Below are 22,176 nucleotides of genomic sequence, written 5' to 3' on the forward strand. Positions count from 1 at the left end.
CCGGTGGATTGTCAAACCGTTTTCTTTCAGTCGGTTATGATTTAACAGTTAAGACGTAAACGATTTAATCGACTCGATATGTGCATCCTTCACTTCTTGCTCGACTTGGGATTGTTGCTTGAGTTGTTTGTAAACAGCATCGACCTGTGCCGGTGTCAAACGATCGACAGTCGCCAGTTTCTTGATGGTCCGCCCTAAATCATTACGCTTAATGACATGGACGTGACTGGAGTCCACCGTAATTTTTTTGAGTTCACAACGTTCACTGAAGACGATGACCGACTGGAATATTTCTTCTCCGACCGTCCCCTCCAAAAATCGTTCCATGCTCTTCAGGTGTTGTTCATTTTGTTTAATCGGATTATAAAATTTTTGTTTGTAGCGGTTTTTAAACATCTGCGTCCACTGCCGGTCCGCTTCTTTTCCGAAAATCCAGCCGCTGTAATTCTTCGATTCGAGCACATAAATACCGCTCTCATGAATGAACGTCACATCGATTTCCGTCAATCCTTTGCCCCGCGCTTTCGGTATATACGTATTGATGACGAACTTCCCGTAGCCTCCGACTTTTTCAAGTTGCCGGGTCGTTAAATATTCTCCCCAGATCCCTTTGTCACGGACGGCCTTCAGAAACCGTTCCTGCGTAACCTGCTTATATGTACTTTTCTCAAACGAACGTCGGCGGAAATAAAACAAACTGCCGAGCGTAACGGCAAAGCCAACGAACAGGACAATTCCTGTCAAAAGTAACATCGGTATCAACGCCGCTAATAAATCTTCCACACTTTTCATTCCTCTCTTTTTCAAACCCTTAATTTTCCACTATTTCAGAATAAACGGTATTCTTTTCAATTTCCACTAATTGTTACATCATTTTTAATATGATACGGTAAACGAAAGGGGGCTTCTTTCATATGGACTCATTTTTATCGATTTGGTTGCCTTTGATCCTCTTGATCATGTTCTGGCAATCCGTATCTCAACAATTGGCAAAGCAACGGGTCGCGCAACAGCAACTTCTGCGCGAGCTCACCCGGATTCAGGAACACCTCGGAATGACGGATGCCGCAAGCAGTCATACCTTACTTAATGAACAAATCCAGCATCTTCTCGCTGATCATCAAACGGTCGAAGCCATTAAACTCGTCCGGGAAACACTGGGGTATCCTTTGCTTGAAGCGAAACAATATGTCGATGCACTCAAAGACACTTCGTCCGACAGTCGTTAAACGATCAACAGGCAAGTCCTCCGTTTTTCGGAAGACTTGCCTGTTGGTGTATTCACCTGATGTGGTTCAACCGTGCTTCTTGAATGTGATACACCTCATCACACAGTAAATCAATATCCTGTTGCTGGTGACTCGTCAGGAAAATCGTCCGGCCTTCCTGCTTATATTGCACGAGTAATGTTCGGATTCGTTCGACACTATCGGCATCAAGGGCATTAAACGGTTCATCGAGCAGGAGCACCTGCTGGTTTTCCATGATGGCCTGAGCAATCCCGAGCTTCTGTTTCATCCCGAGCGAATATTGTTTGACCTTTTGCGTCAAGTTCGGGGCAAGTCCGACCTGTTCCATCGCCTTTCGGATTGTTGCATCATCAATTTTGTTTTGAATCCGGGCCAGCTCTTTTAAGTTTGAGAAGCCGTCCAGTTGACCGATGTAACCGGGACGTTCAATCAAAATCCCAAAGTCCTTCGGAAAACGGTTTTTTCCCGCCAACCGGCGTCCGTCCACTTCGATCGTTCCTTCGTCCGGAAAGACGAATCCGCACAGCATCTTAAATAAAACGGACTTGCCGGAACCGTTGATGCCGGTTATGCCGTAAATCTTCCCCGCTTCAAATGATACGTTGACGTCATGAAATAATTCCTGTCCTTTATAACGCTTGCTGACATTCGTAAGTGTAATCACTTGTTTTCCCCCTTAGTAAGTTGTCCGGATTTGCCTACGAAATGCGAGCTGAATCACGGTCAAGACGAACAGACCGGTCAACACGAGTTGAATCGTGATACTGACTGCCGAATGATCCAACAGCCGGACCGTCCCGTTCAAGCCAACCGGCATCCAGTCTTGTCGGACGAGCGGTAGCAGAGCGACCATCGCTCCCCCGATCCAGTACATACCTTGGACAGCTTCACGCGTCCAGTACAACACGAGAAACAGAATCAGTCCGTACACGATCAGTTGCAGGGAACCGTTGACAACCGTGTGATAAAGAAGCGTCGTGATCCGGACCGGCAGACTTTCCATCCCCGTCGTCCACTTCACCCCCCGAATAAATGCAAAGCCTGTCGCAAGTACAACCAGCCCTGTTGCTGTCAGGACCGCCGTCATGATCAAGCGGCTAAATTGCCGTAAAAACCAGCGATTCAATGACTGATGCCGGATGATATGGTACATTCCCTGCTGAATGACATCCCGCTCGAACCGTCGGGTCAGTAAATAGGTGTAACCGAAAAACAGCACGGCATGATTCAGATAAGGCTGGAATGAAAAGTTCTCGGACGCTGTACCGCTGAATACCGCGATCAGATAGTCCCCATACGTCTGTCCCACCGGCTGCATCAAGAAAATCAGTACACAACAAACGAGGTAGAGACTGGCTGCGCCGCCGCTTTGCGGCAACCGGATCGGCCGGTCAAGCAGTAACAATCCGGCGCCGATGATCAAAACACAACCTGTCCAAAAAGCATACGCCTGATGCGCAAGCAGGGCGGCTAACGATAACAGGAATAACGGGCTCGGAAGTCCGATTTTAAAGGCAAACCCTGTCCCTAGAAACAAAAGGCTCGCAAGCAGGTATAGCAGTTTCGGGCGCTTCGTCCACAGGTACACGAGACCCAGTAACAAATGAATCAGCAGTCCACCCGTGAATAAAAAGCCGAGTTGCAACAGGTGGGCAACGAGCGGCGGAAGATCAAAAAACAGCGAATCTTTTGAGACATAAAAGACTTGTTCCGTCCGTGCCGCAAGACTCCAAACGGACGCGGACGGCGCCTGCAGCGAAAAAGCATATCCGACCGTTCCATACAGCAATAGGCCTGTTCCCCAGACTTTCGCAAATCGGCACGTACTATGTAATAACGCCGATCGTGAATCGCGAAAGCGGATTAACCGGTCTTCCGTTAAATCTGCTCGGATTCGGATAATCGACAACACCAGGACAAGTAACAAAACATCATAAATCAGCAGATACGTGTTCATCGTCACTGCTGTCAGCAGATCCCATTGGTTGAAGACAATACCGTGTCCAAGTGCCTCCTGCTGATCGTAATACATCCAAATACAGGCGAAGACCGTCACTTGAAGCCAGGCAAGCGTATAGCCGATCCGGTTCACCATTCCCACTCCGTCCGCTTTTGTCCGGTGATAATCAGGCCAAGCAGAAACAGACCCAGCAGGCTGAACGGGACCAACACCGTCCATAACGGCATCGCAATGATGTTAAACGGAAAAATCGTACTGATCGGCGAAAATTGAGGCGCACTGAACAGTCCTGCCGTAAAATTCAACAGATGATAAAACAAAAAGGGAAGACCGACGGCGAGCAACAAATTCCCGGACAAAACCAGCAACAGGTAAGCAATCGTGGCGTACAGTGCCGCGTTTAGTCCAATCCAGAGTGCGTAGACCAGCATATATATCCCGTCTGTCCGGAACACTTGCGTGAAGGTCGTCAACGATTCCGGTCCCTGTTCATATGTCATCCAGTGCAAGTTCGGCTCTACGAACCGTAAAAACAGCATCCAGGCAATCATCGTCACAAAAAAGACGGTGAAGACAATCAGAGCATTCACGATCCCTTTGGCAACCAGATATTGTCCGAGAGCAACCCGCGTCCGGGCATACCGGATGAACTGATGGTCGATTTCACGGGCGACCGTCGGAAGATACACGAGACAGCAGAGTAACGGAAACGCGACGGCGACAATCACGCCGGCCGACTCTTCGAAAACGCCCTGCCAGGATGTGAAGACATAACCCGTCCGGACCTGTTTGAATTGCAGCAGGATGATGAGCGGAAGCAGCAATGACATCATGAGCGTCCGGCGTGTACCGCTTCGTTTGAATTCTGTCCAAATGATCATTTGCAATGGTTTCTCCTCCTTTGGTCAGGACCGCTTTTTTGTCAGATAATACAGCAAAATACTGAGCGCCGGAATCATGATTGATATGACTCCTGTCGTCCGTGACAACCGGTCCGTCCGGTAACGTTGAATGATGATCCAAATCGCAAACAGGACATGTGCCGCCGTTAATCCAAGTAAAGCAACGGCCAAGCCGATGACGACGGTGTCAATCATATCCAGTTCAACACTCCAGCTTCCGTCCGGTGACCCGCTTGCAAGCGACGAAATGAACGGTCGGAAGGCGGACGGGACATGTTGTTCGTAACGTTGTTCGAGCGCCATCCGTTCCCCGTCTGTTGACGTACTGTAGATTCGGGCTCCCGTGACGCTCCATTCTTCCTCCACCACCGTCTTCAGCGGTGCAGCATCCGTCGTCTGCCACTCTTCCCCCAATTCGTACGGAATACCTCGTTCCATCACATCCGACATACTTCGCGCCATGAAACCACCGGAGCCGAACAACAGACTGACAATCATCACGATGATACCGGCCAACAAAATGCGTTTCGCAAACAGCTTTTGAACGAGTTGCAACTCCTGAATCAGGGCTTCCGACTGTTCTTCGCCGCCGAAGCGGTTGATGGCCATTTTCATCGCCGCCTGTTCCGAGTAGCCGTCAAAGACCAGCTCGGCGACAGCTTCTTCCAAATGTTGACGCGTCTCGTCTTTTAGTTCCTTTGTTTCCGGCAAATCCGGATCAGCCGAACGGTACAGCCGGTCCACATATTCATTGATCATCCGTGTCCCCTCCTAAAAATTGATTCATTAGTCGTTTGACGACCTGCCACTCCTGCCGCTTCGTCCGTAATAACGTTTGTCCGGCATCTGTCAGGTGGTAATACTTGCGGCGTGCTCCCCCGGCTGCCTCATCACTCCAATAGGACAGGACGGCTTCTTTCTTTTCGAGCCGTTTCAGCGACAGATAAAGTGTTCCTTCTTTCAGTTCGAAGGCATCAGCACTTTTTTCGCGGACTTCTTTGGCAATTTCATAGCCGTACCGATCTTTATCGACCAATAGAGCCAATATCAAGGTGTCGATATGCCCTTTTAACAGCTCTTTATCAATTTCCATCTTCTCCCACCACCTCTTACATACAATGTAAAACAATGTACTCTATAATGCAAGGTACTTAAACAAAAAAATATTTAGTTAACAAAAGGGCGATGGATTGATTCCGTCACCCTCTTGTCGATTCGGTCCTCTAGACACAATCCTTATATATAAAATGGCTTCCGCCATTTTTATTCAGCGTTAGTCTGATTCAAATTTCTGAATCAATTGATCGATCTGGCGAACAAACGGCAGGATATCTTTCTCATCCGTCATAATTCGGTGTAGTACTTCTTTTCCTTTAATATACAAATAAGCATGATGACGATTTGAGGTTTTTTCTTTCGTCAAACAAGCGGTTAAAAGATGATTCGAATGGTGTAGTGTATGTGCAGCTAAATGAATCAATTCCTTCATTAACACTTCCCTTGCTTCATCCGTCGCCTCTTCCTCGAACAAACGGACAAGGGGTTCTAACAATTGAGCTTTAGTTGTAGACCGCAACTGTGCGTATCGAATCTCAATCGTTATGTTTTCAGACTGCTCCTTCTTCTCGACAAGAAATAAGGGAGGTCTGATTATGGTCTTGATAACGGATGTGAATGTGTCAATGGTGATTTCAGCCATTCTGGAAACTCCTTTCTGACAGAATTCAAGTTATGATTATTGCGGATGAGGACATCGAACGAAAGAAACCACTTTAGTTCCCTGTTTTCATCCGAAATCAAGTATACCATTTACCGGTTTTAAGATGGGATTTTGTCTCCTTTTTCAATAAAAAAACACGCTACAGATTTTTACCAATCCGTAACGTGTTTTAAACTAATTTTCTTCCATTCTCTTAATTCACCTGAATCAAATCTTGTAACGAATATGCTTTTAACGCTTCCGAAAATTGGAGAAATGCATAATCAAACGCTTCTTTCATATTTTCCAGATTTTCATCTTCATGGATTTCAGGAAAATTTTCAAGATACGAGACTTTTTCAAAAAGTTGTACGATTTCACCTAATGTAATCTCTGACGGATCTTTCGCCAGCTTAAAACCGCCATTACGTCCTTGATAGGAAGTGATGAGTCCGAATTTGCTTAGTGCATGAACAATCTTCATCAAATGATTTTTCGAGATATCGTAATAGTCGGCGACTTCTTGAATTTGAACGAGTCGAGTTGGGTGAAGAGTCGTAAACAATAGTACTCGAATCGCATAATCCGTTGATCGAGTCATTTTCATTATTTTCACCTACTTTGCTCTCTATACCGTTTATAGTACAGAAAAAAAGATACAAGATATAGTTTTAAGCGTTTCGGAATATGTCGATTTTTTTTACGAAAGATGTTTCCCGAAAACATGTACAGGAAATATTGGATATATGCAGAACGTTTTTGGAAGGAGCTCTGGCAGATGAAATTTTTAAGCGGTTCGGAATTTTTAACATTTATCGAAAAACAATTTTCGAAAGAACGGTATCGCATTGTTTCGACCTATTTGACGGCTAATTCAGCTAAAGTCTCTATTTTCCAACTGGATTTTTCAGAAGAGCGGATCATGGATATTGAATACTTATTGTTTTTGCCGACACTCGAGAAACGGATTTTCATTCGAGGCGTCCGACATTCGTCTAATTTTCAGTTTTTCTTGAAAAGCTTTGAATCGCTGGATGAGTTAGTCGGACCGATCCGCCAGTTAAAAAAATAAATTCCTGTCTTTTGCGTCTTTGTTCCTGTCAGTCAAAAATTTTGACTGACGTTCAGTTAATGAATCAGGTCAAAACCTCCCTATAACATGTATAATCATAGTATGTTATTTAAACAGTGATCTTCATGCGGGACATGAATCGCATGTCTCACCTGCTCACTGTAGAAAGAGGTTATGATGAAATGGCTGTCTCGTAAAATCACCCGAACCTTTTCAGGTCTACTTATATTGATTTTTTTGATTTTAGTGTGCATCACGACTGGTGCATACTTTTATTCCATTCAACAACTCGAACAAAATAATGCCATGCTGTTACGCCTGACGAATCAAAAAACTGCAGCGCGTCAAATTTGGAATGACTTGCAGGAAACGAATATTGAAATTCAAGAAGCATTATTATTAAAAACCCCGGCTGTTCCAAGATTGTCCAGTGATTTAACGCGGACAAAACGTGAGCTCGAGCGTTTGGGACACGATTATCCGTCCGAAGAGACTAACTCTTATCTGCAAACATCGTCAACATTGATCGACTATTACGAAAAAATCCTGATCCCTTTGACAAAACATCCGCAATCTTCTCGCTATACGGACGATACCGCCATGCGACGGATGCTAAAGGATGCAGACCTGGACGTCCCGTTACAATCGACTTCAAGCGGAACAGAACGTGCTTCCCTGGATACGATGTATTTTTTTTCAAAAAACCGCCAGGCAGCCGATCAGTACATTTCTTCCGTTCATTCGCAGGAAAAACAAGCGCAGCAGAAGCTGGCTGATCAGATGCGGACAACGCTGTGGGGTACACTGACAGTTCTCATTGCAGTCTTTTTCCTACTGAACAGTTGGACATTCCGGTTTATGCAACGATTGACGGATGATCTCGTCCGTTTGGTCAAACAAACGAAAAATCCGTACACTTTTTCCGCTGTCCCAGTAATTAAACGACAGGATGAGATTGGTGTTCTGGGAAAGGCCATGCGTGATATGATGACGATGCTTGCTTTTCAGCAATCGGAGACTCAGACGGTCAATCACCAATTGTCACACCGCAATCGGGAACTTTTCAATAGTCTTCAGGAAAAACAACGGACGGAAACTCTGTTACAGTTACAGACTGATTTTGCACGCCGCTTACTCGAATATGATTCGCTTTCGTGTCTAAATGGATTACTGCAAGATCTCGCCCATTCTTTCGGATTATCCGAATTAAAATTAACGATGCTTACGAGTCAGGAGGAAATCATTTACCGGTCTCCCCGTCCTGTCAGGAAAAGCCGGCATTCTATCGTCCGTATCGTTCCGTTGCTGAATTCCCGTGAACCGGAACCGTTTGCCTTGTTGACGTTTGAGGATCCAGCCGGAGATGCTTATAAGAAACTATCGGCATTGAGTGATATTCTTTCGCTCGGAATATTACGCATGGAACACATGCGGACGTTAAACGAAGACAAACAACACGTACAACGGATTTTGGAGAGTCTGCGTGAAGCTGTCATCTACGTCAATTTCCCAGACTCCCGACTCATCCATAACGGAACACTCGTGACGATGTTTCCCGAGTTACATGATTTGCCGGATTCGTTGCATGAGGTTGAATCCATCCTGGATATTTTCCGCCGGGTATTCATCGTTGAAGAACAGCTGATCGATTATGTGACGCAATTAAAACTTCATTTGGCAAGTGGCCATGCCATGGAGGCACAAGACTTTGAAGTTAATGGAAATCGTCATATTCGACTTTATACGGAATTTCTTCCGGACAAGAAGGGCATCATTTTTGTTTTAAGTGAGCGGACAGCTGAAGTGGAAGCGATTCAAAACGAACATGCCTTTATCTCGATGATTTCGCATGAGCTCCGGACACCGCTCGCTTCGATTGAAGGATTTAGCGAACTGATGATCCACCGGAGTTTATCAAACGATAAACAATTAAAATATTTAAAGACCGTCCACAGTGAAGCACAACGTTTAGGTAAACTGGTCACTGCCTTTTTAGACTATCAACGCCTGAGCCGCCAAAAGGAAGTGTATCTGTTTGAGTCCTTTGATATCTCGGCTTTGGTACAGGAAGTGGCGGACTGGATGAATATCTCGATCCCGTCCCATCAGGTCAAGTTTGATACGACGCACATGACTTGCCTGATTGAAGCTGACCGTGAAAAAATCCGGCAACTGCTGACGAATCTGCTAGGAAATGCCATCAAGTACTCACCGTCGGATCCGCAAGTCGATGTTCTGCTGGACTGCAGTGAGGAAGAAGTTGTGCTGACTATCAGCGATAACGGTCTTGGAATTCCACAAGAAGATCTGCCTCACCTGTTTGATTCGTTTTACCGTGTAGAGCGTCAAGAGCATAAGCAGATTAAAGGAACCGGACTCGGACTGCTGATCTGTAAAGAAATTGTCGAAGCCCATCAAGGCCAGATTTCTGTTTCTTCCGAATTAGGTATCGGCACCGATTTTCTGGTCCGGTTGCCCATCCGGCAACAGACGGAAATAGAACTAAAATGAGCTGATTTGAAGATAGAGGAAGTGTATACGTATGGATTACGAGTTAGATCGCATCATTGATTACCTGAATCGGAACTTTCACGACCATGTCAGTTCTTTTTCCGGAATGATTTTAAAAGAAACCTCGCCGGCCATCATATTAATTGAAGATCACGTCCGGCGGCAGCTGGGTCATGCTCTGTATCAATATCCTGAGTTCATTTCGGAAATCGAGGATACCATTTTCCGGTGCCTCATCGATATCCGAGGAAATAAGGAATCCGAGGATCCCACAGAGATATTCATTTCAAAAGCGCAACTTTATTCCCCTTATCATTATCTCGTCACTTTTTTATAAGGAGTCGATTGGCGTATGAAAAAAACAGGAACCGCCCTATTGATCGTCGATATCATTAACAAAATGGATTTTGAAGGTGCGGAAGATTTACTTGCCGAAACTCGTCCGATTTTAACTCCATTAGTCGAACTTAAACATATATGTAAATCGTATGATATTCCTGTCATTTATGTGAATGATAATTTTGGTCTGTGGCAAGAAAACGTCGATCAAATCGTTGAAGAATGTCGCGGTGGACTGGGCGATCCGTTCGTCCAAGCCCTCCATCCGCAACAGGATGATTATTTCATCATCAAACCCAAACACTCCGGTTTTTTTGGCACACAATTGGATATTTTGCTAAAACACCTCGACGTGTCACGTCTAATCATTACCGGAATCACGACCGATATGTGTATTTTGTTTACAGCAAATGACGCCTATATGCGGGAATACGAGATTTGGGTACCACAAGACTGTACTGCCGCTGAAACAACCGAGGCAAAAAACCACGCATTGGAAATTTTGCACACCACGTTGTCCATCGATTGTTCCGACAGTACGACGGTATCGTTCGATTAAAAAAGAACGGAAAGGCTTTTCTGCATTCCAAAACATTACATTTCAATGACAATCCTTCCCGATTGGTTTTTGTTTTTCCAAAACAGGTATATGTATCATGTAAAGTTTATACATGTTTTTAATCCAAGGGAGGAATCGTTCATGTTCAGACATCAAAAGGAACTACAGTTCGAGGTGAAAGTCGACCGTCCAGATCCGAAGTTGGCACGGTCTGTGCAGGAAGTATTAGGCGGACAATTTGGGGAAATGACCGTCATGATGCAGTATTTATTCCAAGGATTCAATTGCCGTGGAAATGAGAAATACAAAGATATGTTGATGGACATCGGAACGGAAGAAATCGGACATGTCGAAATGCTCTGTTCCTTGATTTCACAGTTACTTGATGGAGCCTCACCTGATGATCAGGCAGAAGCAGCCAAGGATCCGGCGATTGCGGCTATTTTAGGAGGCATGAATCCACAACACCTGCTCGTCAGCGGGCTTGGAGGGCTGCCTTCCAACTCAAACGGTGTTCCATGGAACGGTTCTTACATCGTCGCAAGCGGCAACTTGTTAGCAGATATGCGTTCCAATCTGCATGCCGAGTCACAAGGGCGTCTTCAAGTCGCACGCCTCTATCATATGACAAACGATGAAGGAGTTAAGGCGACCCTCCGGAAAATGCTGGCACGTGATCGGTATCACCAATACCAATGGCTGGCTGCAATTGAAGAATTGGAAGAAAAGAATGGAATCGTCGTACCTGCGACATTTGCTCCGGAGGATGAATTGGAGGCACAGCCTCACGCTTATGAATTTTGGGATCTCTCGGAAGGAACAGCTTCAAAAGAAGGTCGCTGGTCCCAGGGAAGTGCGCAGGATGGGACCGGAGAATTCGTTCACCTGGAAAACCCTGCACCCCAAGGCCAAATACCGGATCCCGAAATTCCGGCCCACAATCTGCATCATGATTTAAACGAGCCGCAACAAAAAAGAGGAATTACAGATACCGTAAAACACATTTTAAAGGACAAGGAATAACATACACGCAACCCATCTTAAATCCAAGTAAGCAACCATTTGCCCTCTCTTCTACCGAGAAGAGAGGGTTTCGTAACTTTTTAAGTCTTTTCCACAGATTTATCAAAAATTAGGCGAGAATACTCTCACCTCTAAGTGTCTCGGGCGAAGCCCAGCGTAAGTGGGAGATGAATCGCCTTTGGCCAAGGCGTGTCTTACGACACGTCAATTGTCCGACGTCCTCGGTTTGAAAACACTTTAAACCAGGAATAAATAATATGTCGTGTTCTTTGAAAACTGAAGGTATAGGGTTGTGACAGGAAGTTCGTTTGTCACGTAAAATCTTCAACGTTCACCTTGCGGATGACTGAAGTAGCGAAAACCAAGCAGAGTAAGCATCCGCACAAAAGAAACTGACAAGATTAAAATCCAACCGTCGGGACGACGGGGTTAGCCTGATAAATTTCCGACCAATAGGTTGGATAACTCAGGAATCCTTCACCTCTTAGCATAGCGTAGGTGGAGGTAGTTCAAACCGGTTCACCAAACTCATGATTTAGGACTCAGTTTCTTGGCGGATCCTTTACCAAGTTGTCACTGGCTGTTCATAGACAATCGAACCCGGCCTTACTCGTGGAACCGTGCCCGGGTTTCTTTTGAAGGCAACAGGCATTGTTGTTTCTGCCCGAACCATTTGTGACGGTGTTTTGCAATGAAATCATATGCAAGATCTCTTGCCGCACGCGGTAAAACACGGAAGATGGATGCGAGCGGCCACGCCCCATTCAAATGCTTCGTAATCTGAAGTGCTGCATCTGATTTAACGTAAGGGATTCCCTCTTCAATGACGACCACACTGTCCAGGTCGGAAGGCAAACGATGTTTTTGAATAAGTTCCTGTCCTTTGATGCCTTGAAGCGAGGCAAACTGATAGTAGCCATGATCACGCTTCAAGATGAACTGTACACTGGTATCACATAAATTACACTCTCCATCAAATAAGATGATTGGTTTCATATTCCTGTGCCCCCTCTGACAATTGGTTCGATTCCTTATTCTTCTATCCTACATCAGATGAATCGAACACACTTACATTTTCACTTCTTATTTTTCTAAGTATTCATCCATATAACTTTTATACATGTTTTCCGCCTGTTTAATTGGATTTCATCCAGCGGGAGTCCACCATGCGAAGCAAGTTCATTAAATCACCTTCTGTCCTGATGACGGCTTGGCAAGCGACAGCTTCATTTTGAAGCAATTTTATCCGTACCGGTGTCTCATTGATAAAACAGAGCGCAAACAGCAGTTCCGAATGTATTTTTGTATAGGCCGCGACTGCCAGTAATTCTTCATTTAAACGTTCTCTTACTTCTTCACTCGTATGCATGTGCAAAAGGTGAATCGTTTCATGAAGAAGAGATGATTTAAGACGATCCGAAATATCCAAATACCGGACTTCAAGATGTATATCCTGTCCATGTCCCCATCGCGTCGTCAGAAAATACGGTGGACTGACTAATTCCTGAATAAATCGAATGATACGATCAATACTTATCTCAGACATAAAGAAACCTCTCTTCTCACTTCGATACGACAAACGCACCGAAGACCTTCATTTTTAGGACGTGGTTGACACTTAAACATGTTTAAAATAAGTATGTTTTAATCGTGATCATTTCACATCACTTAACTTTTTTATTTTAACATAACGAGACTTTCCAAGCCGAATCGCAAGCAACGAAACACGGTTTTCCTCTCACCCGTAGGAAAAAGGAAAACCGTACTTTCCTGTTGCATCATACTTTTACTTTCGTCAAGTCTTCCAGTGTGTAGGCTTGTAAGGCGTTCGCAAACAAAAGGAATGCTTCATCAAAGGCCTGACGTGTGTTCTTAAGCGTCTCTTTTTCATTGGTTGGCAATACTTCTTTTAGATAGGAAACTTCTTCAAACAGAGCTACGACTTGCCCTAATGTAATTTCATTTGGTGCCTTGGCCAGTTTAAACCCGCCGTTGCGCCCTTGATAAGACGTGATTAAACCAAACTTGCTTAACGCATGGACAATCTTCATCAAATGATTTTTTGAGATGGCATAATGATCCGCCACTTCCTGGATTTGAACAAGCCGGTTCGGATTCAACGTCGCATACAACAGGACGCGAATCGCATAATCCGTCGAACGTGTCATTTTCATTCTTTTCACCTTCTTGAGTTCTTGCCGTTCTAAGCAGACAAATACGAGTGTGTCGATCGTAATAATTTCCGTGCAGTTGCACATATTATTTATCAAATATAGAATATTTTCTTAGATTTGACAATCCAATTAACTGCGTCATATTTTTTCTTTTCAAGGCTGTCATCATGGACAGACCTGTTTTTTAGCAATCAATCGTACTAAAAAGGACATTCCGTCTGACGGAAATGTCCTTTTTAATCGTTATTAATCCCGTGCTGCCAAACGATACAGCAGATCAAGCAACTCGATGTAGAGCCAGATGATCGTGACGATTAATCCGAAAGCGGCCACCCACTCCATCGATTTCGGCGCACGTGCCTGGACTTGTTGCGAGATAAAATCAAAGTCCATCACGAGCGACAGGGAAGCGACGATCACGATGACGAACTGAATCCCGATCGCAAGCGGCGAACTGCCGGTCATGAATGGCAGATCGACACCAAACAATGCGAGCAACAAGTTGACCGCGTACAAGACGAGAATCGACAGTATCGCTGCCGTGACTGCTGAGCGGAAACGTTGTGTTACTTTAATCATGCCCGTCGAATAGACGAACCACATCGCAAACGACACGACGAATGTCGCGAGGACTGCCTTCCCAACAAGTCCCGGGTACATGCTTTCGAACATCAGTGAAATCGCACCGACGGCGACCCCTTCAACGATTGCATAAACCGGTGAGAGTACCGGTGCCGTTCGTGGTTTAAACGTGATGATCAGCGCAAGAATCAATCCGAGGACGACTCCTCCGATCAAGGCCGGCACTAAAAATTGCGGATTAGCGGCTAAAAAGAACCAGGTTCCCCCCGCTGCTGCCGTGACGAGTGCAAGTAAGAGGAAAATCTTACTCATCGTCCCTGCCTTCGTCATCGGGCGTTCGCCGGCACGCGCCGTCTCGAAACCACGGCGTAAGGCTGGATTCACTTTAAAACGTGTTGCCATCTTGCGTTCACTCCTTCTGTTTTTCTATTTCTTATTACGGTTGTTTCCCGGAAAAGTTTCAGCTTAACCAGCTATTTAACGCATTTAGTTGCAGCATCACGACCGGAATCGAAGCTTTGGCTGAGACCAGATGCGACGTTGCCTGGCCGACCTTCCCTGTCGTGACAAACGGTTCGTCGAGCATCCCTTCACCGATCGGTCCAAACGGATCACTGTCGATGATGCGGTGCTGATAACGAATGAAGACTTCTTCATCTCCTTGTTTCATTTTACATCCCGATTCTTCGAGCGGGCGGTCAATCCCGTATTCGGCATAATGCCAAACAGTTGTCGAATCCCACGGCGACCCGATATGCAGAATCTGTCCGTCCGCTTCGATGAACTTCTCAAGCGGGGAGCCGGGACCGAATCCGTTATCAATCGTATGACCCGCAACGAAGGCTTCCGCCTCTTTCCCCCAGGCTGTGACCGACCACATCGGGTGGGCACTGCGTTTGACTTCCGGGAACGTCCGGAACAGTTCCGGCACCTTGCCGATACTCCGGGTTGGTGTCTTCGCCGGATCGTACGCCGGCATTTCCTGACGGATCGTTTCCCACCAGTCTTCCGGAACGGCAGGACGGCTCCAGTTTTTCGGATCCGAATTATCCGTACTCTGTGCCGCCATCATGATCAGACCGTCCGACGTGACAACTTCCTGTAACGCTTCAATCAGCGCTTGTGCGCCACCCGGAATCCAGCCAATCTGTTTCATCGCGCTGTGAACGAACACTTTCATGCCCGGCGTCAAACCAAGTTGTTTCAAATCGGCGATCAGTTTTGATTTCGTGACCATTTGTCTTGCTTCCATTTCGCACCCCTCACTCGACGACAAGGCGAATCGTCGATCCTGTTTTGCCTTGCGTCACTTCAATTTTCGCATCGACCCGCGACTTCAGCTCCTGCACGTGGCTGATGATCCCGACCATTCGGCCGCTCGCCTGGATGGAAAGCAGGGTCTCGATCGCCTGTTCAAGCGATTCCGGATCGAGTGTGCCAAATCCTTCATCAATAAACATCGTCTCGAGTGACACGCCGCCGCTCGCTTCCTGCACGACTTCCGACAGACCGAGTGCCAACGCGAGCGATGCCTTAAAGCTTTCCCCGCCCGACAACGTCTTGACGTGGCGTGTCTGTGACGTATAGGCGTCAAAGACGTTTAAATCGAGACCATATTTCTTCAAGCCTTTACCGGCTTCCGTCTTCCGTTCGAGCAGGAAACGTCCGGACGTCATCCCGTGCAAGTGACGGTTCGCCGCTTGCAGGATTTCATCGAAATAAGCGGTTTGGACATACGTCTCAAACGTCATCCGCTGGGCGTTTTCACCGACCCCGACCCGTGCCAGTTCGCCGATGATGCCGTACCGCGTATCTTCCGCCTCGATTTGTTGCTGAAGACCCGACCAGGCATCGACCAGTTGTTTGATATGCAACCGTTCTTTTTCGATACCAATCCGGTAATCCGTCGCTGTCGCCAGTTCCGCTTCCGCTTGTCTGACGAGCGGACGAAGAGATGTCAGATCCGGACGATCCTGTTGCTGAATCTGTTGTCGGATCCGCTCAAGACCACTTTCGACGTCCTGCCGTTTCCGCCGGTCCGCTTCAAGTCTCTCTGCCAACCTTTCCATCACCTGGCGTGTCAGACGGGCCTGCTCGAATTGTTCGATCGTCTCGAAGCGTTCTTCTTTCAGGCTCTGCTCCAAAGCCTGTTTGGCTTCCGCCTGCTTTGCCGTATGTGTTGCTAATTCTTCTTCCACATGCTCAAGACGTCCGCTTCGCACCGCGACTTCCTGATCGAGCCGTTGTTTTTGCGTCTGTCCTGCTGTCCGCGCCGTTTCAAAATCTGCCAATCGTTTTGCCAGTGTCTGCTGTTCGGTTTCCAACTCACGGCGTGACGGCGCATCTTGATGTTGATTCAGTATTCCTTCGAGCCGGGCGAGCTCCAACAACAGTTTCGACTGCTGATTTGTCTCTTCTTCGATTTGTCGGTCTGCCTGTTCCAATGCCGTCTCGCTCGTCCGGATCTGTTGCTCCAGCTGCTGCTTTCGTTCCTGTTGCTGTTGCAAGCGGCTCTCTTGATTTTTCAAGTCGTTGATTTCAGAACGAATCGCGGAACTGTCGGTCGAAACCGGTTGTCCGTCCGTCAGTGCCGAGAGTTCCTGTTCGAGTTGCCGTTTCCGTTCCGCGACCGTCCGGTACGTCGCTTGTAACTCCTGATGCGCCGATTGCGCCGTTAGGTAAGCTTGATGCAACGCTTCCACATCGAGCGGTTCCGTTTTGACAGCAAGTTGCGGATGTGTTGCACTACCGCAGACCGGACATGCTTCTCCGTCATGCAGATGTGCCGCAAGTTCCGCTGCCAGTTGACGGCGTTCATTCTGCCGGCCAGCCGTGTATATTTTTTCTGCCTGTTCTTTCTCCGTTTTCACGCGTGTCCCGAGCTCGATCAGCCGCAATCGTTCCGCCTCATTCCGTTGCCATTCTAAGTGTTTCTGTTCGATCGATTGCAGGACGAAGCGGCGTTCCTGCAAGGACAGACGGGTGCTCGAATCGTCGGTCATCGTCGCGATTTCTGCCTGCAACCGGGTCCGTTCACTGCGCTGCCGGGTCCGCTGATCGCGTAACGCCTCCGGATTCAACCGGGCGACGGCACGTTGCAGTTCCTGTTGTTGCTGGATCAGTTGCTCTTGATCCTGGAGACGTTGCAGTTCGTCGGCAATCTGCTCCAGGCGCCGTGACGTTTCACGCATTTCCGGTTCCTGCATCGTCAATTGCTCAACGGTCCGGTTGACCTGGTCGAGTTGCTGTTGCAAGTGTTCCAGCTCGGATAGAACCGTTTGTTTCGTCCCTGCCAATTGCCGGACCGTTTGTTCCACCGACTGAAACGTTTCGTATACCCCTTGGATGGCTGCTGCCCGAGACGCGGCAGCATACTCTTCTTGCTGACGTGTCGTTTCCGGCAACGTCAAGGCAAGCTGTTGCTCAAGGTGCAGTAATTGATCGTACTCGATGAATGTCTGCTCGAGTTGTTCCGCCTGACGCAACCGTTCCGTCAATTGTTCGAGCGTTTGACGTCCCGTCTGTTCAATCGTTTTTGCCTGCTCAATTTTTTCATCGAGAGTCGCAAGTAATGTATCAGTCTCGTGACGGATCGTTGTTTCCGTCGCTTCCGACCAGTTGAGGTCAAGCGGAAGTTCCTCAAGTTTTGCGAGCTGTTTCGTTTTCGTTTCTTTGATCGCCGCCGCGAGATCCAGTGCTTTCCGGTGCAGCCGTTGTTGAAATTCCCCGTAATGCTCCGTCTTAAATAACTGTTTGAGGATTTGTAACTTGTCTTTTGATTCCGCCATCAGCAGTTCGCGGAACTTGTTTTGCGGGAGTAGCAGGATTTGCGAAAACTGTTTGTGGTCGAGTTGCAACAGTTCCTGGACCTGTTGACGGATTTCCGGAATCTTCAATGCAAGCGGCTTCCAGGCCGTCCCGTCATGCCGGGCCAGTTCCGCCTCATGTCCGTAATCCGTTTTATTAACCGGATGCGGCTGACTCGGTTGCCGGATAATCCGGTAACGCTCGTCTTTTAACAGAAATTCGAGTTCAACTTCCGTCTTGTCTTCCGGTTTCGCGAAATGACTGCGCAAATCGCTCATTTCCCGTTCTCCGCCTGACGTCTCGCCATATAAAGCAAACGTCAGCGCATCAAAAATCGTCGTTTTCCCGGCACCGGTATTCCCCGAGATGACAAACATCGTCCGACCGCCGAGTGCCCGGAAATCAATTGTCTGTTCGTCGGCAAACGGTCCGAACGCACGTAAGGTTAATCGTTCTGGACGCATGCAGCTTCCTCCTCTAAGACGGTCTGCATCGCATCCGTCGGTTGTTTTTCCCGGACTGCTTCATAAAACTCCCGAAACAGATCCGTCAGCGTCGCCGCCTGCACCTGATCGCGTGACGCCTGGACCGCCCGGGTACTTTCGCGGGTGAAGCCGGTCCGCTCAAGATGGAGAATGTTCGGATAGAGTTTTTTCAGTTTCCCCATCGGATCAATCAAGGCTTCGGCATCCGTGAGGTTGATTTTAATGTAATCGTCCGTCGCTTGTGTTGCGACAAATGCCGGAGCCGTCAGTTCGGCAAGACTGCCGGTCAGTTCACGCAAATCTCGTTTCGCCGTCAACGGTTCGAAGCGGCGATCAAATGTTCCACCATCATTCAGCGTCAAGATATCGACCCCTTTGATGTGACTGGCTTCCGAAAACGAATACTTCAACAGTGAACCGCTGTAGCGGATCGTCTCCGACTTGATCGCAAGCGGATTATGCAGATGACCGAGTGCCGTATACGTAAACGGAGCAAACGCACTGGCGCTGACCTGTCCCGCGGTCCCGACCGACAATTGGCGTTCGGAATCGGTCTCCAGCCCGCCAATGACAAAGGCATGCCCGACAAGGACACTTGGTCCCTCAATGTCCAACGTCTCGATGATTTTTCGCATCGCGTCATCATGCGTCCGGATTGTTTCATCTTGATAGACATACCGGACGGTCGCCGGATCTGCGAACGGGACCGGATAAAAACGGACGCCTTTGATCTCCACCGGTTCGATTGTGTCCGTCAATTTACCGGCCAGGTGCAGACCCGCCCGTTCGAGTAATGTCGTTCCGAAACTCAGCCGTTCCGCTGAATCATGATTACCGCTGATCGCAACGACCGGAATCTTCCGTTCGAGCACGATGTCGGCTAAGACCGTATCGAGCAGCTCGACCGCTTCCGTCGGCGGGACGGCACGGTCATACAAATCTCCGGCAATGATGACCGCGTCCGGCTGTTCCCGGTCCAGCAACCGCAAAAATTCCTGAAGAACGGCGCGTTGATTGCCGAGCATCGATTCCCCGTGAACGATTTTCCCTAAATGCCAGTCGGCTGTATGAATCCATTTCATCTCTTATCACGCTCACTTTTTCTCTATAATATCCTTATTTTAGCATGACTCGTGTCGTTCTGACGATGCTGTAGGTGATTCTAAAACGAGTAAAACCCATGGATTGGCCGGGGATTTCATCCGGTCAACCTATGGGTCGCTGTAGACGTTATGTGTGAAAGGTTAATCCGTGCTCCGCGAGCAACTGTCTCAGTTTCGGTATCGAGGACGGTCCGATTCCGTGCCACTGCAACAGTTCTTCTTCCCGGTAGGTCGCTAACATCTGGAGTGTCGTTACCCCGTGTTCGCTTAAGGCACGTTGCGCCGGTTTCGCAAGGACTAGAAATGGATCAGCCTCAGATCGTTTTTGCATTCATGATGACCTCCTGACAAAATAGACAAAACCCGCTTTCCGATTCAGCCGGAAGGCGGGTTTTCGGATGACTGATCAGTCATCTTCAGTGGGTGTGGCGCTTTTGCCGAAATCTTTTGACCGACGTGAAGATGGATACGGATCCTCCGATGATTGCTCCGACGACGATTCCCGTTGTAAATTTTCCTGCGGGATTTTTCGCAGAACCTGGTTCAGTTGCTGTTATATGTTCTTCCTGTTTCTGCTCGAATAACTGTTGGAGAGGGGAGGATGTAGTCTCGACTTCAACGATCCGGTCAACTTCCTGTTTACAATCTTCCCGGCGTTCGACGCTGCAAGGTGACAGATAAAATGGATTCAGATTCGTCCGATACCGGTCTGGATTCCAATTCGCTTGCTGAACGACTTCAGCTGCATGGTCTGTCCGCTTCGTCTGATCCAATGGCTGGATCGATTGATCGAATTCTTGTTTCATCGTAATCACTCCTCTTCGCATTCAATTCCACCAAAAAAGCTCCGACTTACGTCTGAAGTCTTATTTACCTCTTTTTTAAACATCTAAAACATGTATTAAAAAAATTCTTTTGCTAATTTGTGAACATTTCCACAAAGTAAGTCCCGTATATGTGTTTCGCCTTTCTAGGATCAGGCTCGCCGTGCAGTAAAATCCGTCCGTCGGCAAAAGCCGTAATCCGGTAATCATCCGCCTTGAACATCAGCAGATACGGATTCCGGAGACAGCTGATCCCGTGTGTAGTCAGCTCCTGTTCAAGCCGGACTAAATCCCGCGGTCCTTCGCCGCGGATTTGAACCGTATCCCGGCCGCACAAAGTCACGAATTGAACGGTCGGTGCATTCAGATACGGGTAGACCGGATCCTCTCCGCAAGACGGGCACGCGGATTGTCTGAGAGAACCGACGTTGATTTGACTCTGATGATTATCCCAGACATCGAATGACAGCAACGTCTTCCGTAAGGCGTTGTCCGCTCCCGTCAAATACTTCAAGGCTTCCGTCACTTGATGCGCCGCGACCAGTTGGACGACGGGACTGATGACGCCCGACGTCTCGCATGTCTCCTGCTGTTTCGGCAGATGTTCAAGTAGACAATGCAAACAAGGGGTCTGGCCGGGGCGAATCGTATAAGTCATGCCGTAGCTGCCGACGCAGGCACCAAAAATCCAGGGAATGCCGCGTTTTGACGCCACATCATTGATCAGCATCCGGACACCGAAGTTGTCTGTCGCATCAATTATCAAATCACTGTCGCGGACCAGACGTTCAATATTTTCCGGTGTGACATCTTCGACGATTGCCGTGACGGAAACCATCGAATTGACTTTGCCGAGCCGGCGTTTGGCCGCAACCGTCTTCGGCAAATGATCCTGCACGTCCTGTTCCGTGTAGAGTTGTTGCCGTTGCAGGTTGCTCCACTCGACATAATCCCGGTCAATCAACGTGACGTGCCCGACCCCTCCCCGGACAAGCTGCTCGGCATTCGCCGTTCCGAGTGCACCGGCACCGATGATGACGATACGACAATCCGCCAGTAGATCCTGTCCCTTTTGTCCGATCGGACGAAATCGGACTTGCCGGCTGTACCGATCCGTCATGACCGGCTGATCCCGCTTATCGGACTGCTTGCCGTCGCATACCGTTTTTTCTCGATCCGTCCGGCTTCGAAACCAAGTCGTCCCGCTTCGACCGCCAGTTTCATCGCCTGCGCCATCTTAACGGGATCTCCGGCATGGGCAACGGCTGAATTCAACAGGACAGCATCCGCTCCGAGTTCCATCGCGTAAGCGACGTCTGCCGGTGAACCGATGCCGGCGTCGACGATGACCGGGACTGTCAGTTGTTCGATGATGAAACTGAGCGCGAGCGGATTCAGAATCCCCTGACCGGAACCGATTGGTGATGCGGCCGGCATGATGGCATGACAACCGAGTTCTTCGAGCCGGCGGGCCAGCAATAAATCGTCTGATGTATACGGTAAGACGATGAAACCGTCCTTGATCAGTTCTTCTGACGCCCGCAACGTTTCAATCGGATCCGGCAACAACGTCTTATCGCACCCGATCACTTCGACTTTGACCATATCGCACATCCCGGACGCGCGGGCAAGTCGTGCGAGACGGACCGCTTCTTCTGCTGTTTTCGCCCCTGCCGTGTTCGGCAGCAAATCATAGCGGCTTAAATCAAGCGCCGCAAGCGGATCGGTCTGTCCTTTTGCAAAGACGTCGAGCCGTCGGACTGAAAACGTCAGGATGTTCGTCCCGGATGCTTCGACCGCAAGTTGTTGTATCGTTGCATCCGGATACTTCCCCGTTCCGAGTAACAAGCGTGAAGCAAATGTTTTTCCACCGATTTCTAACATGA

At 48.0% G+C, this 22,176-nt stretch carries 25 protein-coding genes; 6 read left to right on the forward strand and 19 right to left on the reverse strand.

The features are described from left to right. Positions 1–48: 48 nt before the first annotated feature. Positions 49–792, reverse strand: a complete 744-nt coding sequence (locus N7U64_RS13310; protein WP_318930093.1) for a nuclease-related domain-containing protein — start codon at positions 790–792, stop codon at positions 49–51. A gap of 122 nt (positions 793–914) precedes the next feature. Between N7U64_RS13310 and N7U64_RS13315 the strand changes: the two genes are divergently transcribed. Further along, on the forward strand, positions 915–1,229 hold the full coding sequence (locus N7U64_RS13315) for a hypothetical protein (protein ID WP_318930095.1): 315 nt from the start codon (positions 915–917) through the stop codon (positions 1,227–1,229). Positions 1,230–1,281: 52 nt separating this feature from the next. On the opposite strand, the gene N7U64_RS13320 is transcribed toward N7U64_RS13315, so the two are convergent. From N7U64_RS13320 to N7U64_RS13350, 7 genes are all read right to left on the reverse strand, one after another. Next, on the reverse strand, positions 1,282–1,914 hold the full coding sequence (locus tag N7U64_RS13320) for an ABC transporter ATP-binding protein (protein ID WP_318930097.1): 633 nt from the start codon (positions 1,912–1,914) through the stop codon (positions 1,282–1,284). A 12-nt stretch (positions 1,915–1,926) separates the two neighbouring features. Then, complete coding sequence (locus N7U64_RS13325; protein ID WP_318930098.1) at positions 1,927–3,345, reverse strand: hypothetical protein; 1,419 nt, start codon at positions 3,343–3,345, stop codon at positions 1,927–1,929. After that, on the reverse strand, positions 3,339–4,097 hold the full coding sequence (locus tag N7U64_RS13330) for an ABC transporter permease (RefSeq protein WP_318930100.1): 759 nt from the start codon (positions 4,095–4,097) through the stop codon (positions 3,339–3,341). The genes N7U64_RS13325 and N7U64_RS13330 overlap by 7 nt, the downstream gene beginning before the upstream one ends. A gap of 18 nt (positions 4,098–4,115) precedes the next feature. Then, a complete protein-coding gene (locus N7U64_RS13335; RefSeq protein ID WP_318930102.1) occupies positions 4,116–4,871 on the reverse strand; it encodes a permease prefix domain 1-containing protein in 756 nt (251 codons plus the stop codon). Beyond that, positions 4,861–5,205, reverse strand: coding sequence for a PadR family transcriptional regulator (locus tag N7U64_RS13340; protein WP_318930103.1), 345 nt, complete (start codon positions 5,203–5,205; stop codon positions 4,861–4,863). The genes N7U64_RS13335 and N7U64_RS13340 overlap by 11 nt, the downstream gene beginning before the upstream one ends. Before the next feature lie 180 nt (positions 5,206–5,385). Continuing rightward, positions 5,386–5,811 carry a hypothetical protein gene (locus tag N7U64_RS13345; protein WP_318930105.1) on the reverse strand — a complete coding sequence of 142 codons (426 nt, stop codon included), beginning with the start codon at positions 5,809–5,811 and terminating at the stop codon, positions 5,386–5,388. A 214-nt stretch (positions 5,812–6,025) separates the two neighbouring features. Next, positions 6,026–6,418 (reverse strand): RrF2 family transcriptional regulator, encoded by a 393-nt coding sequence (locus tag N7U64_RS13350; RefSeq protein WP_131502876.1) that lies wholly within the window; start codon positions 6,416–6,418, stop codon positions 6,026–6,028. Between the two features lie 171 nt (positions 6,419–6,589). Here N7U64_RS13350 and N7U64_RS13355 point away from each other — a divergent pair, with 171 nt between their 5' ends. The 5 genes from N7U64_RS13355 (at position 6,590) to N7U64_RS13375 (ending at position 11,315) form a co-directional block, all read left to right on the forward strand. Further along, on the forward strand, positions 6,590–6,883 hold the full coding sequence (locus N7U64_RS13355; RefSeq protein WP_318930108.1) for a hypothetical protein: 294 nt from the start codon (positions 6,590–6,592) through the stop codon (positions 6,881–6,883). 177 nt (positions 6,884–7,060) lie between these two features. Beyond that, positions 7,061–9,394 carry a sensor histidine kinase gene (locus N7U64_RS13360; RefSeq protein WP_318930109.1) on the forward strand — a complete coding sequence of 778 codons (2,334 nt, stop codon included), beginning with the start codon at positions 7,061–7,063 and terminating at the stop codon, positions 9,392–9,394. A gap of 31 nt (positions 9,395–9,425) precedes the next feature. Further along, a complete protein-coding gene (locus tag N7U64_RS13365) occupies positions 9,426–9,731 on the forward strand; it encodes a hypothetical protein (RefSeq protein WP_012370115.1) in 306 nt (101 codons plus the stop codon). A 15-nt stretch (positions 9,732–9,746) separates the two neighbouring features. Next, entirely contained in the window at positions 9,747–10,292 is a 546-nt protein-coding gene (locus N7U64_RS13370) for an isochorismatase family cysteine hydrolase (protein ID WP_318930111.1), read from the forward strand. Positions 10,293–10,433: 141 nt separating this feature from the next. After that, positions 10,434–11,315: a manganese catalase family protein gene (locus N7U64_RS13375; protein ID WP_012370113.1), complete on the forward strand. Its 882-nt coding sequence runs from the start codon at positions 10,434–10,436 to the stop codon at positions 11,313–11,315. Positions 11,316–11,921: 606 nt separating this feature from the next. Here N7U64_RS13375 and N7U64_RS13380 read toward each other — a convergent pair. The 11 genes from N7U64_RS13380 to N7U64_RS13430 form a co-directional block, all read right to left on the reverse strand. Next, complete coding sequence (locus N7U64_RS13380) at positions 11,922–12,311, reverse strand: thiol-disulfide oxidoreductase DCC family protein (RefSeq protein WP_318930113.1); 390 nt, start codon at positions 12,309–12,311, stop codon at positions 11,922–11,924. Between the two features lie 139 nt (positions 12,312–12,450). Further along, a complete protein-coding gene (locus N7U64_RS13385) occupies positions 12,451–12,861 on the reverse strand; it encodes a hypothetical protein (protein WP_114596099.1) in 411 nt (136 codons plus the stop codon). Positions 12,862–13,093: 232 nt separating this feature from the next. Further along, entirely contained in the window at positions 13,094–13,489 is a 396-nt protein-coding gene (locus N7U64_RS13390) for an RrF2 family transcriptional regulator (protein ID WP_012370109.1), read from the reverse strand. A gap of 246 nt (positions 13,490–13,735) precedes the next feature. Then, complete coding sequence (locus N7U64_RS13395; protein WP_012370108.1) at positions 13,736–14,473, reverse strand: Bax inhibitor-1/YccA family membrane protein; 738 nt, start codon at positions 14,471–14,473, stop codon at positions 13,736–13,738. 58 nt (positions 14,474–14,531) lie between these two features. Next, positions 14,532–15,323, reverse strand: coding sequence for an AAC(3) family N-acetyltransferase (locus tag N7U64_RS13400; protein WP_318930116.1), 792 nt, complete (start codon positions 15,321–15,323; stop codon positions 14,532–14,534). A gap of 10 nt (positions 15,324–15,333) precedes the next feature. After that, the gene (locus tag N7U64_RS13405; protein WP_318930117.1) at positions 15,334–18,342 is read right to left on the reverse strand and encodes an SMC family ATPase; all 3,009 of its coding nucleotides are present in this window, start codon (positions 18,340–18,342) and stop codon (positions 15,334–15,336) included. Further along, positions 18,324–19,445 (reverse strand): exonuclease SbcCD subunit D, encoded by a 1,122-nt coding sequence (locus N7U64_RS13410; RefSeq protein ID WP_318930118.1) that lies wholly within the window; start codon positions 19,443–19,445, stop codon positions 18,324–18,326. Before N7U64_RS13410 ends, N7U64_RS13405 begins: the two co-directional genes overlap by 19 nt. A gap of 148 nt (positions 19,446–19,593) precedes the next feature. Continuing rightward, positions 19,594–19,797, reverse strand: coding sequence for a hypothetical protein (locus N7U64_RS13415; protein ID WP_318930120.1), 204 nt, complete (start codon positions 19,795–19,797; stop codon positions 19,594–19,596). 85 nt (positions 19,798–19,882) lie between these two features. Further along, entirely contained in the window at positions 19,883–20,272 is a 390-nt protein-coding gene (locus N7U64_RS13420) for a hypothetical protein (RefSeq protein ID WP_318930122.1), read from the reverse strand. Between the two features lie 112 nt (positions 20,273–20,384). Then, entirely contained in the window at positions 20,385–21,410 is a 1,026-nt protein-coding gene (locus N7U64_RS13425; protein ID WP_318930125.1) for a thiazole biosynthesis adenylyltransferase ThiF, read from the reverse strand. Next, positions 21,407–22,174 carry a thiazole synthase gene (locus tag N7U64_RS13430; protein ID WP_318930126.1) on the reverse strand — a complete coding sequence of 256 codons (768 nt, stop codon included), beginning with the start codon at positions 22,172–22,174 and terminating at the stop codon, positions 21,407–21,409. The genes N7U64_RS13425 and N7U64_RS13430 overlap by 4 nt, the downstream gene beginning before the upstream one ends. Positions 22,175–22,176: the final 2 nt, after the last annotated feature.

It is taken from the genome of Exiguobacterium sp. K1, assembly GCF_033721435.1.
In the GTDB taxonomy this organism is placed as follows: Bacteria; Bacillota; Bacilli; order Exiguobacteriales; family Exiguobacteriaceae; genus Exiguobacterium_A; species Exiguobacterium_A artemiae.

Coding starts and splice junctions, on each gene's coding strand:
- N7U64_RS13310 (WP_318930093.1), bottom strand. CDS start 792: ATGAAAAGTGTGGAAGATTTATTAGCGGCGTTGATACCGATGTTACTT.
- N7U64_RS13315 (WP_318930095.1), top strand. CDS start 915: ATGGACTCATTTTTATCGATTTGGTTGCCTTTGATCCTCTTGATCATG.
- N7U64_RS13325 (WP_318930098.1), bottom strand. CDS start 3,345: ATGGTGAACCGGATCGGCTATACGCTTGCCTGGCTTCAAGTGACGGTC.
- N7U64_RS13335 (WP_318930102.1), bottom strand. CDS start 4,871: ATGATCAATGAATATGTGGACCGGCTGTACCGTTCGGCTGATCCGGAT.
- N7U64_RS13340 (WP_318930103.1), bottom strand. CDS start 5,205: ATGGAAATTGATAAAGAGCTGTTAAAAGGGCATATCGACACCTTGATA.
- N7U64_RS13345 (WP_318930105.1), bottom strand. CDS start 5,811: ATGGCTGAAATCACCATTGACACATTCACATCCGTTATCAAGACCATA.
- N7U64_RS13350 (WP_131502876.1), bottom strand. CDS start 6,418: ATGAAAATGACTCGATCAACGGATTATGCGATTCGAGTACTATTGTTT.
- N7U64_RS13355 (WP_318930108.1), top strand. CDS start 6,590: ATGAAATTTTTAAGCGGTTCGGAATTTTTAACATTTATCGAAAAACAA.
- N7U64_RS13360 (WP_318930109.1), top strand. CDS start 7,061: ATGAAATGGCTGTCTCGTAAAATCACCCGAACCTTTTCAGGTCTACTT.
- N7U64_RS13365 (WP_012370115.1), top strand. CDS start 9,426: ATGGATTACGAGTTAGATCGCATCATTGATTACCTGAATCGGAACTTT.
- N7U64_RS13370 (WP_318930111.1), top strand. CDS start 9,747: ATGAAAAAAACAGGAACCGCCCTATTGATCGTCGATATCATTAACAAA.
- N7U64_RS13375 (WP_012370113.1), top strand. CDS start 10,434: ATGTTCAGACATCAAAAGGAACTACAGTTCGAGGTGAAAGTCGACCGT.
- N7U64_RS13380 (WP_318930113.1), bottom strand. CDS start 12,311: ATGAAACCAATCATCTTATTTGATGGAGAGTGTAATTTATGTGATACC.
- N7U64_RS13385 (WP_114596099.1), bottom strand. CDS start 12,861: ATGTCTGAGATAAGTATTGATCGTATCATTCGATTTATTCAGGAATTA.
- N7U64_RS13390 (WP_012370109.1), bottom strand. CDS start 13,489: ATGAAAATGACACGTTCGACGGATTATGCGATTCGCGTCCTGTTGTAT.
- N7U64_RS13395 (WP_012370108.1), bottom strand. CDS start 14,473: ATGGCAACACGTTTTAAAGTGAATCCAGCCTTACGCCGTGGTTTCGAG.
- N7U64_RS13400 (WP_318930116.1), bottom strand. CDS start 15,323: ATGGAAGCAAGACAAATGGTCACGAAATCAAAACTGATCGCCGATTTG.
- N7U64_RS13405 (WP_318930117.1), bottom strand. CDS start 18,342: ATGCGTCCAGAACGATTAACCTTACGTGCGTTCGGACCGTTTGCCGAC.
- N7U64_RS13410 (WP_318930118.1), bottom strand. CDS start 19,445: ATGAAATGGATTCATACAGCCGACTGGCATTTAGGGAAAATCGTTCAC.
- N7U64_RS13415 (WP_318930120.1), bottom strand. CDS start 19,797: ATGCAAAAACGATCTGAGGCTGATCCATTTCTAGTCCTTGCGAAACCG.
- N7U64_RS13420 (WP_318930122.1), bottom strand. CDS start 20,272: ATGAAACAAGAATTCGATCAATCGATCCAGCCATTGGATCAGACGAAG.
- N7U64_RS13425 (WP_318930125.1), bottom strand. CDS start 21,410: ATGACGGATCGGTACAGCCGGCAAGTCCGATTTCGTCCGATCGGACAA.
- N7U64_RS13430 (WP_318930126.1), bottom strand. CDS start 22,174: ATGTTAGAAATCGGTGGAAAAACATTTGCTTCACGCTTGTTACTCGGA.